At 54.7% G+C, this 10,532-nt stretch carries 12 protein-coding genes; 10 read left to right on the top strand and 2 right to left on the bottom strand.

Annotated elements, in window-relative coordinates; all coding sequences use genetic code 11:
• Positions 1-555, top strand: a 555-nt coding sequence (locus AC13QE_RS25470) for a biotin/lipoyl-containing protein (RefSeq protein ID WP_488485782.1), incomplete at its 5' end; no start/stop codon positions are given.
• Positions 556-832: 277 nt separating this feature from the next.
• Here the strand turns inward: AC13QE_RS25470 and AC13QE_RS25465 are convergent.
• Positions 833-1,738 (bottom strand): LysR family transcriptional regulator, encoded by a 906-nt coding sequence (locus tag AC13QE_RS25465; protein ID WP_488485781.1) that lies wholly within the window; start codon positions 1,736-1,738, stop codon positions 833-835.
• Positions 1,739-1,890: 152 nt separating this feature from the next.
• On the opposite strand from AC13QE_RS25465, the gene AC13QE_RS25460 reads away from it, so the two are divergent.
• The 9 genes from AC13QE_RS25460 (at position 1,891) to traR (ending at position 10,051) form a co-directional block, all read left to right on the top strand.
• Positions 1,891-3,063, top strand: a complete 1,173-nt coding sequence (locus tag AC13QE_RS25460) for an aminotransferase class I/II-fold pyridoxal phosphate-dependent enzyme (protein WP_488485780.1) — start codon at positions 1,891-1,893, stop codon at positions 3,061-3,063.
• A 105-nt stretch (positions 3,064-3,168) separates the two neighbouring features.
• Complete coding sequence (locus AC13QE_RS25455) at positions 3,169-3,825, top strand: RraA family protein (protein WP_488485779.1); 657 nt, start codon at positions 3,169-3,171, stop codon at positions 3,823-3,825.
• Positions 3,826-3,890: 65 nt separating this feature from the next.
• A complete protein-coding gene (locus tag AC13QE_RS25450) occupies positions 3,891-4,727 on the top strand; it encodes an ABC transporter substrate-binding protein (protein WP_488485778.1) in 837 nt (278 codons plus the stop codon).
• A 74-nt stretch (positions 4,728-4,801) separates the two neighbouring features.
• Entirely contained in the window at positions 4,802-5,500 is a 699-nt protein-coding gene (locus AC13QE_RS25445) for an amino acid ABC transporter permease (RefSeq protein WP_488485777.1), read from the top strand.
• Positions 5,501-5,509: 9 nt separating this feature from the next.
• On the top strand, positions 5,510-6,259 hold the full coding sequence (locus AC13QE_RS25440) for an amino acid ABC transporter permease (RefSeq protein WP_488485776.1): 750 nt from the start codon (positions 5,510-5,512) through the stop codon (positions 6,257-6,259).
• A complete protein-coding gene (locus AC13QE_RS25435; RefSeq protein WP_488485775.1) occupies positions 6,256-6,981 on the top strand; it encodes an amino acid ABC transporter ATP-binding protein in 726 nt (241 codons plus the stop codon). The genes AC13QE_RS25440 and AC13QE_RS25435 overlap by 4 nt, the downstream gene beginning before the upstream one ends.
• A 4-nt stretch (positions 6,982-6,985) precedes the next feature.
• Positions 6,986-8,248, top strand: coding sequence for an NAD(P)/FAD-dependent oxidoreductase (locus tag AC13QE_RS25430; protein WP_488485774.1), 1,263 nt, complete (start codon positions 6,986-6,988; stop codon positions 8,246-8,248).
• Positions 8,245-9,039, top strand: a complete 795-nt coding sequence (locus AC13QE_RS25425) for a prephenate dehydrogenase/arogenate dehydrogenase family protein (RefSeq protein WP_488485773.1) — start codon at positions 8,245-8,247, stop codon at positions 9,037-9,039. The genes AC13QE_RS25430 and AC13QE_RS25425 overlap by 4 nt, the downstream gene beginning before the upstream one ends.
• 307 nt (positions 9,040-9,346) lie before the next feature.
• The gene (gene traR / locus AC13QE_RS25420) at positions 9,347-10,051 is read left to right on the top strand and encodes an autoinducer-binding transcriptional regulator TraR (RefSeq protein ID WP_488485772.1); all 705 of its coding nucleotides are present in this window, start codon (positions 9,347-9,349) and stop codon (positions 10,049-10,051) included.
• Positions 10,052-10,060: 9 nt separating this feature from the next.
• Here the strand turns inward: traR and AC13QE_RS25415 are convergent, their stop codons facing one another.
• Complete coding sequence (locus AC13QE_RS25415) at positions 10,061-10,369, bottom strand: transcriptional repressor TraM (RefSeq protein ID WP_488485771.1); 309 nt, start codon at positions 10,367-10,369, stop codon at positions 10,061-10,063.
• Positions 10,370-10,532 lie beyond the last annotated feature (163 nt).

The following is a 10,532-nucleotide window of genomic DNA, read 5'->3' as shown; positions in this document are numbered from 1 at the left end:
AAGCTGGAGCGCAAGGTCGACGATTTCGAATTCGCCTCCTACCTGATGTATCCAAAAGTCTTCACCGACTATGCACTGGCTGCCGACACATACGGACCTGTCTCGGTATTGCCGACGCCGGCCTATTTCTACGGTCTCAAGGAAGGCGATGAGCTCTTTGCCGAGATCGAGAAGGGCAAGACGCTCGTCATCGTCAACCAGGCGATGACGGCGACCGACGAGAAGGGCATGGTGACGGTGTTCTTCGAACTCAACGGCCAGCCGCGCCGCATCAAGGTGCCGGATCGCGCCCATGGCGCCTCCGGCAGCGCGGTGCGCCGCAAGGCCGAGACTGGTAATGCCGCCCATGTCGGCGCGCCGATGCCGGGCGTCATCTCCACGGTCTTCGTCTCGCCCGGCCAGGCCATCAAGGCCGGCGACGTGCTTGTTTCCATCGAGGCTATGAAGATGGAGACCGCGCTGCACGCGGAAAAGGATGGTACGATCTCCGAGGTGCTGGTGCGCGCCGGCGACCAGATCGACGCCAAGGATCTGCTTATGACGTTTAAGTATTGACCAAGTAATCGAGCTAACGGCTCTCCAGGAACAAATTTGCGACGTCGACACTCGTTATGCGGGTACGAACCGCTGAAAGCTTAAAGTGAAAAATTGAGCTGATTGAGATTCGAGTTCCATATCGCTGTTACTTTCCCCGCGAGCCAAAACCCGCCACCTCGCCCGGCAAGAACTGCCGGGCATTTTTTTTACAGAAGATAACCTCCGCCTACGGCGGAGGTCTATGACTTTCGCGAATAGCCACGGCTGCCGTGCCTCAACGGAAAACCGTACAAGCTTAACTCTGCAATTGCCGGGAAAAGTCGCAGATATCACACATAAGGTCTGCTATCGATGACACGAAGGCAGACGGACCATCATTCCGGTACGCAGCGCTATAGGTGATCGGCGGGAGAATAGGCCGCGTCGCAATGACCACGAGTTTTCCTTCGTCGACCAGCGGCCGAAAGCATTGGCGCGGCAGATAAGAGATACCGACCCCAGCGACCGTCAGACCGAGTAGAGCCATCAAGTTGTCGCTAATGAGCGACTGATTGAATACTAGGCCCTGCGACCGCATCCACCTGTTATAAAATAGCCCGGTTCCAGATTGCCCTCCCTGCAGGACCGCAGGATACTCGGCCAATTGCTCAAGGGTCAGTGCATCGTCGGTCTTTACGAGGCCGGGACGCGCCATCCAGACGTTCGATACATCCGCGAGGCGTACATATGTAACGTCCTCGGAGGGAAAAACTTCGGGCACAACAATCAGATCCAAATCGTTATCTTTGAGCATGTCGTCAAGCGTTCGACTTGTTGCTACGATGGGCTCGAGACTTACGTTCGGGTGCGTTTCGCGAATGCGTGAGACCAAACGGGGAAACCAGGTGAGAGCGGAAAGCTCGGTGATACCAATTCTTAACCGACGCGCCGGGGTCTCTTCCGAGGATTTCAATTCAAGGACTCGGTCATGTAGTTTGAGCATTTCTAGGCCTAGCGCCAGAAGATGCTCACCTTTTTCCGTCAACCTGGCTCCCCGTTGATTCCGATCGAAAACCGCAAGGTCCGCGGTCATCTCCAGTTCTTGAATTCTCTTCGAAATGGCAGACTGGGTCGTGTTCAAGCGAGCCGCCGCCCGTTCGAACGTCCCGAGTTGCGAGATCCAGTAGACGGCTTCCATTTGTTTCAGGGTGATAAGGGTCACAGCATCATTCCAAATAGCGATTTCCTTGAATTCCTTTTAATCTGTTTTTCGCATGACAGAAAGGCCCTAGTATTTATTTGATCAAGACGACGTGACCTCCAACGAAAAGGTGCCCCTCTGTGTCAACAACTCTCGCTCACCGAGTAACCCAAATGAAGCCTTCGGCCAGCATCGCGGCGAAGAAGAAGGTAACGGAACTTCAGGCGGCAGGTCATCAGATCATCGATTTTACAGTTGGCGAACCCGATCTCGACACGCCGGCCCATATCGTAGACGCTGCAATCCAAGCGATGCGTCACGGTGAGACTCACTATACGGCGACCCCCGGCACACCGGCCCTTCGCGCTGCAATCGTTGGAAAACTGCGCCGCGAGAACGGCCTGCAATATGGTTCAGAAAACATTGTTGTCGGAAGCGGTGCTAAACAAATTATTCTATCTGCTTTCGAGGCAACGCTGAATGAAGGCGACGAGGTCATCGTGCCCGCGCCTTACTGGGTATCGTATCCCGACATGGTCAAGCTTTACGATGGCAAGCCTGTGATCGTCACTTGCCCGGAACAGGACGGTTTCAAGCTGACCGCCGAAGCGCTCGAAGCGGCTATAACACCCAAAACGCGTTGGCTGGTACTTAATTCCCCCAATAACCCGACTGGCGCCGTCTATAACAGTAATGAAATCAATGCGTTGGTGGACGTTTTGGCACGTTATCCGCGGGTAATGGTGCTGACCGACGATATCTATGAGCATATTATGTTCGATAACGCCGAGTTCGTTAACGTCGTCCAATGCGCGCCAAACCTGTTTGATCGGACGCTTGTAGTGAACGGATTGTCCAAAAGCTTTGCAATGACCGGATGGCGGGTCGGTTACGGTGCAGGACCGGTTGATCTGGTCAATGCGATCGTGAAACTGCTCGGGCAGAGCACCACCTGCGCCAGTTCCATCTCACAAGCGGCAGCTGTTGCAGCATTGGACGGCAAACAGACGTTCGTCACCAACTCCTGTGCCGAATATCTGAAGCGGCGCGATCGGATGCTGGAACTTATAGGCGAAATTCCCGGTATATCGGTCACAAAGCCACAGGGCGCTTTCTATCTTTATCCTTCGGTCGCCGGACTGATCGGACGCACGACGCCTGACGGGAAGACTTTGCAGACCGACCTTGACGTATCGATCTACCTTTTGGAGGAGGCAAAAGTCGCTGTGCTCGATGGCGCGGCTTACGGGTTGTCGCCCTATCTGCGGTTATCATTCGCGACGTCCCTATCGGCGATCGAAGCGGGATGTGCCCAGATTACGGAAGCCGTTTCGAAGCTTCGCTGATTTTTCATTCCTTAAAGAGATTATGGTGCATCTAATAATATCTCTTTACGGACTTTTAAAAACTATTAACGTTCCCAAGAACGCAGTCAGCTAAAGGCAATTACAATGGTTGAGATCAAGAAAAACCGCAGCCCTGCGCAGGCCGATCCTGCTCTTCTCGACGGTTTTCGTACTGCAGCGACTGCGGTCATCAGCGATAATCTGCAACGCCTTCCCGGTGTTGCCGGCTTGCAGCCCTATCATAGCCACGGCGGTGTCATGGTGGGCACGGCCTTTACCGTCAAAACGCGCCCCGGCGACAACCTCGCCATTCACGAAGCCTTGGAACATGTTCGTCCCGGCGATGTCATCGTTGTCGACGGCGGTGGTGACTTGAGCCGCGCCCTAATCGGCGAAATCATGGTCAACATCGCCATCTGGAAGAAGGCGGCTGGTCTGGTAATCGATGGCGCAATTCGAGATGTCGGCGCCATCGCTGGCCTCGGTCTGCCTTGCTTTGCCCGCAGCGTCATCCACAAAGGCCCCTACAAGGACGGCCCGGGTGAGATCAATGTCCCGGTATCCGTCGGTGGCATGGTTATCCAACCTGGCGACATAGTCGTTGGCGACGAGGACGGAGTGGTGGCGTTTCCGCAACAGATTGCCGCCGAGCTTCTCAAGGCTGTGAAGGCGCAGGAAGCACGTGAAGCCGAAATGATCAGATCAATCCACGAGGGCAAGTACAAGGGGGCCTACGGCAAGGCCGTCACTGCCGCGCAATAAACTATAAAACATAGCAGAGCTTCGCCAAGAAGCCACTCACCCAAACCAAACCAGAGGGAATGAACATGATTTCTTTGAAGACAATTTGCGGCGCTGCCGTTCTTTCCGTAATCGCCTTGACTGCGGCGAAAGCTGATCAGCTAGCCGACATCAAGGCTAAGGGTACACTCATCTGCGGCACGATGGGCACATTCGAGCCCTTCAGCTTCCAGGACCCGAAAACCCGCAAAACCGTCGGTTATGAAATCGACCTTTGCCAGAAGGTCGCCGACGCTATCGGCGTGAAGCTCGAACTGAAGCTTCTGGCCGTCGAAGCTCGCATTCCCGAATTGACTCAGGGTCGGGTTGACATTCTCTCCGCCGCCATGGGCTACTCCGACGAGCGAGCCAAGCAGATCGATTACAGTCTGACTTCCTTCGTTAGCCGCCAAATGTTCATGACGAAAGCAGGCAGCGGAATCACCACAATCGCCGACCTCAAGACCGACAAGATCAGCGCCCCCAAGGGCTCGAGTTCAGAGAAGTATGTGCGCGCCCTTCTGCCGGAAGCAACGCTCCTGACCTTCCAGGATCCGCCTAGCGCATTCCTCGCTCTCCAACAGTCTAAGGTGAAGGCGCTTATTCTGTCTGAACTGGCTCTCAAGAAGTTTCAGGCACAAGCCGGAGACGGCCTTGAGTTCATCAAGGAGCCGGCTGCCATCGAATATTGGGGACTGACCGTCCGCAAGGGTGAGCCGGCGCTGCTTGCCGTAGTCGACAAGGCACTTAAGGATCTAGAGACTTCCGGTGAAGCCCAGAAGATCTTCGATAAGTGGATCGGCAAGGACTCGCCCTTCAAGCTCGAACGCACCTTTACGCTGGACAAGCCGGTTGGAAATTCAGTTCTCGCCGAAGTCAAGTAATCGACAATCGCTGTATTGGCCCGGATATTCTAAATAATATCTGGGCTTAACCGGTTCAGATGAGGAGCGCTTGCATGGCCTACTCGTTCGATTTCTCGTCGGTTCTATCAGGCGATCACCTTCATTGGCTAATAGATGGCCTGATCCTGACGCTTGAACTGACGGTCTGTTGTTGGCTGCTGGCATTTGCTTGGGCGGTCGTGCTGCTGATATTGCGCAACTCCACCTTCAAGTCCGCAGAATGGTTCGTTACCGCATTCGTAGAAGTTCACCAGAACATTCCCCTGCTGGTGCAGGTCCTTTTCTGGTATTTCGCAATGCCGGAACTTTTCCCTGAGGCGATCCGGACCTGGATCAATGAGCGCAATAGCGAATTCATCCTGGCAATGTTTGCCGTGGCGTTCTGCATGTCTGCCTATATGTCGGAGGCGCTCCGCAGCGGGATGCGCGCAATACCTCACACGCAATACGAGGCAGGTCGCGTTCTCGGCTTCGGTTATCTGCGGACGATGCGCTATATCGTGTTGCCGCAGGCGATCAAGCACGCTATTCCGCCGTTGCTCAACTATTCGCTGCTTCTATTCAAGAATACCAGCATAGCGATGGCGATCGGCGTCCACGAACTCACGTACCAGAGCCGGCAGATCGAGAATGATACCTTTCGTACATTCGAAACATTTGCAGTGGTGACGGTTATCTATCTGGCCATTTCGTTCCTGATCATGATGGCTGGCGCAGCTTACGAGCGCCGTCAGTTCGTACCAACGCGGTGAGGAACAGCCATGATTGACGTAATTCGTGACAATTGGCTGCTTTTTTTGATCGGCCAGTACCCCAATGGCCCGCTGGGCGGGCTCGTAGCGACCCTGCTGATCGCAATAACAGGCCTGCTTCTCGCTCTCCCCTGCGCGATGTTGCTAGTACTCGGCCGGATCAGCCCATATCGAAGCGTCCGCCTAGCTGCGAGCGCCATAGTTCAGACGCTACGTGGCACCCCCTTCATCATGGTGATCTTCTGGAGCTATTTCGCGCTACCGTGGCTCATAGGTAGACCAATTAGCGGCTTCTGGACCTTAGTGGGCGCCTTGGTTATATACGAGGCCGCCTATCTGGCAGAGGTTATCCGTGCTGGGATTCTTGCCCTCCCTAGAGGGCAGACGGAGGCGGCGCGTTCTCTCGGTCTGGGTTACTGGCGGGCGATGATCTACATCATTCTCCCACAAGCAATCTATAACTCTCTGCCCAGCCTTCTCAGCCAGTTTGTTTCATTAATCAAGGAAACCTCACTCGGTTACGTGATCAGCGTGAACGAATTCACCTTCGCGGCCGCGCAAGTCAATACGGCGCTTCTGACGAAGCCCGTGGAGGTCTTTTCGATCCTCGCAGTCACATACTTCTTGCTCTGCTTCTCGTTGACCGAGACGGCACGTTTCATCGAACGCCGTATCTCACGGCGCCGCAAGGGGCAGGGAACTGCTCAGGAAAACCCCAGCCCCATCATCAACCCGCTCACGACGGAGCCGGCCCCATGATCGAATTCCAGAATGTCAACAAGTGGTATGGAAACTATCAGTGCCTGACGAATGTCTCGGCCACCGTGCCGAAGGGACAGGTTGTGGTGTTGTGCGGACCTTCCGGTTCGGGCAAGACCACGCTGATACGCACGATAAACCGACTGGAGGAAATCCAGAATGGCAAGATCATCGTCGACGGTCGTGACGTGCATGAGAAGAAACTCGATGTTAACGAGCTTCGAATGTCGATCGGTTTCGTCTTCCAGCAGTTCAATCTTTTTCCGCACATGTCGGTGATGGAAAATCTGACGCTTGCACCCCGGAAGATCCGTAAACTCTCGAAAGAAGAAGCCATCGAGAACGCGAAAAAGCTTCTTGACCGCGTCGGGCTCGCATCGAAGGCCGAAAGCTATCCAGCACAACTTTCAGGCGGCCAAAGCCAGCGTGTGGCGATCGCTCGTGCGCTTGCTATGGAGCCTCCGATCATCTTATTCGATGAACCGACAAGCGCTCTGGACCCGGAAATGGTCGGCGAGGTCCTGTCAGTCATGAAGAGCCTTGCCCATAGCGGCATGACGATGATGTGCGTGACGCACGAGATGGGTTTTGCGCGCGACGTTGCAGATCGTGTGTGGTTCCTCGATGGTGGCGTCATCCTGGAGGATAGCACACCTGAGGAATTCTTCGGGAACCCGCAGCATCCGAGGGCTAAGCAGTTCCTCTCCGATCTCAGGCACTAATTCAATGCGGCCTTCTTCTGATATTTCGGGCACGATGCCCGTTGCCATTGTGGGCGCCGGGGTCATCGGGCTTTCCCTTGCGGTGCAGTTGCAGCGCGAAGGTCAAAAGGTCACAGTCATCGATGCAGGTGAGCCTGGAGGGGGAGCATCCTACGGTAACGCTGGCTTTATTAGTCAGGGAAGCATTTTCCCCCCGGCCTCTCTTTCTCTTCTCAAAAAGTTGCCCTCAATGCTTTTGGACCCGGATAGCCCATTGGTGATCCGGCCATCCTATGTGACCCATTTCCTGCCGTGGGGTCTGCGGCTCCTCCTGGCCCTTCGTACGCCAAGGCTCCGTCGGATTATCGAGGCGCTGGCCGCAATGAATCGACAAGCCATACCGGCCTACCGCAACCTTCTTTCTGCCGCACAGGCGGAGGATCTCCTCGTTCAAAAAGGCAGTTTGTTAGTTTGCCGCTACGGCTCGACACTTTCGGGAAAGGCCGTTCTGATACCGACGTACCGTGAAAATGGTATAGCGGTTGAGGAAATTGACCGGGATACCTTACTCGGGCTAGAGCCTTCCTTGAGTTCGGATCTCGCCGGCGGCCTTTATTTTCCGACGAATGCACATTGCTTGGATCCTGGCGAATTGTGCCTTCGTTTTGCACGAAGTATAGTTTCCGGCGGCGGGCAGGTCTTCAGGGCAGAAGTGGGAAGAATCTGCCGCGAAGGCGATACTTGGCGCATAACGACGCCGTCCGGAGATCTGTTCGCAAGCCGCATCGTCGTCGCAGCAGGACACCGCTCAGGAAGCCTTCTGACAACTCTCGGTTTGAAAGTCCCCCTGGCATCGGAGCGAGGTTACCATTTGATGTTGCCAACGCCTGGCCTAACGTTGACGCGACCTGTCGTCATGGCGGAGCCGTTCTTTGCAGCGACACCGATGCAACATGGTATGAGGTTGGCCGGAACGGTGGAGTTTGCAAATGCTGACGCTCCGCCGGATTTCCGACGCTCCACAAACCTCTATAAGCTGGCGTTACCCTACCTACCCGGGCTCAGGAATGACGGAGAAGCAACATGGATGGGCATTCGCCCGTCTCTGCCCGACGCCTTGCCTGCAATAGGTCGATCATTCACGCATCCCGATCTTTACTACTCCTTTGGCCACCAGCACGTGGGCTTGACCCAAGCAGCCGCCTCCGCGCAGCTTCTAACAGATGTTATTCTGAACCGCCCGAGCTTTATGGACGCGGCACCATTCGGTCTGGAGCGGTTCGGATGAAGCTGCAGCGTTCGTTTAAGACTGTTGGAATCGTTGGCTACGGAGCCTTCGGGAAGTTGATAGCACACCATCTTTTCCTGTATTTCGAAGTCAATGTTTATGATCCGGCGATCGCCGCCGAAGAAATTCCAGGTACTAATCGGATCAATGTTGTGGATTTGCGTTCGGTGGCCTCGTGCGACATCGTCGTCTTGGCCGTTCCGGTTGCGCGCATGGAAAAAGTCATTCGGGACCTTCTTCCTTACCTCGCTCCTGATGCCATCGTCGTGGACGTAGGATCGGTAAAGATGTCGCCCGTTTCGGCCATGACGCGGCTACTACCTGACACGGTCGAGGTCATTGCGACACATCCACTGTTCGGACCTCAAAGTGCCAAGGCCGGAATAGAGGGGCGGAAAATCGTTGTTTGCCCCGTTCGTGGCCGGCATGCAAGACGTGCCGGGGCCTTCCTCAGAAAGGTCCTTAGACTCAATGTGATATTTGCGAACCCAGAGAAGCATGACCGCGAAATGGCTGTTGTGCAGGGTATCACGCATTTGGTCGCGAAAGTTCTGGTGGAGATGGAACCGTTACCCACGGCCATGACAACCGCAAGCTTCGATCTTCTCATGGCGGCTGTGGAGTTGGTCAGATACGATTCACCGAATGTATTCCTTGCTATTGAGCACGAAAACCCATTTGCGGCAGAAGTGCGACGGTCCTTCCTTGACGCACTGATAAAGTTTGCAGGGGGCACAATGCAAAAAAGATCAACCGGCTGTTCGCCGATTACCTCAGAAAGCGCATTGTGAATGTGGGCGTTGGATCCTTCTAATATCATCCGCATTCCTTAAATGGCGGCGCTGCGCTGTGACTTCAGATCGCGGGCTCTCCGGGGAGTAGTGCAATTGGAATTTTGTTCGCGGCAAAGCGAAACAATAATGGGAAACAACCGATCCACATTAGCGAAAAGACGCCACCAAAATTTCTTTACATGCACCATTCAGTTCCATAATATCTATTATCTTACTTTCAATCATAAGTTGTATTCTGTGATAAATACCATTCGCTGAGGGGCGCCTCGTGACCTGTCCCACCTGATAATTTACGGAGTAAAACATGCAATATTGGCTACACAAGCTAATCGATCTTGCTGCGCTTCGAGGCGACGAAGTTGTTCTCAAGGGTGCTCTGACCCATCTTGCCCACCAAGCGGGATTTTCCGGCTACGCCTATCTATTCATCCGACCTGGTCACACCATCGCCTCATCGAATTATCCTGCCGAATGGCGGTCGATCTATTTCAAGCGAAAATTCGAGGCCATCGATCCGATCGTAAACCGGGCAAAGTCGCTGAAGCAGGTGTTTCCGTGGAGCGGAGAGGCAGAAAGGCGGCACCTTTCCAAAGAAGAGCGGGTGTTCTTTGACCGCGCAGCGGATTTCGGGATCCGCTCTGGAATCACCATACCCATTAAAGCTGCCAATGGATCGATTTCCATGTTCACGCTGGCCTCCGATAAGTCCGCAATTGACCTCCAACGCGATATCGATCCTGTTGCGGCGGCCGCCGCCGTCGGCCAGCTTCACACCCGTATGTCGTTCCTTCCCCTAACACCGACTGACCAGCACCCGGCCTGGCTCGACCCGAAGGAGGCCGCTTATCTCAATTGGATCGCGGTCGGTAAAACGATGGACGAAGCCGCCGATCTGGAGGGCGTCAAATACAATTCCGTCAAAAGCAAGCTCGAAGAAGCCAGGAAGCGGTTTCAGATTCACACCATGCCGCACCTAGTTGCGCTAGCCATCCGGGCAGGGCTCATCTGATCGACGGCATCAATTGACGGATACGTTTGGGATATAACCCAGAATCCTAACCAGCGTATTGAGGGCGTTCATCTGCGCGTGCATCGCGATCATAGCTTCCACGTATTCGAGATGCTGCTCTCCACCAGCGGCCTTTGCGGTTTTATGGTCTACTGGTAATGCTTGGAACAGCTGATCAGCCTTCTCCACCAGTTGCCTATGGAGACGTATGGCGTTGACCGTCAAAATCTCGATCTCCGCTGTGCTCAGACCCCGTGTAAGCCCGATCACCGGGCGCAGTTCACTCGTATCCGATCCCGTCGCGTCACTCAAATTCATTACCGATCCTCCCAAGTTTAGTCCGCGGTCCGCCCCAAACCGCTAGTCCTCGATCCCGGCCGGGTTGAAAATTGCACCCGGCGTGTCCTGCGGCCTTTGGCTCCAGCGCATGGACACACATCGAATCAAACGCAGTGACATTTCTCACAGATCTCCTAACCTA

It is taken from the genome of Martinezella sp. CNPSo 3957 (assembly GCF_057784395.1).
This window is presented reverse-complemented; position numbering and strand designations above follow the sequence as displayed.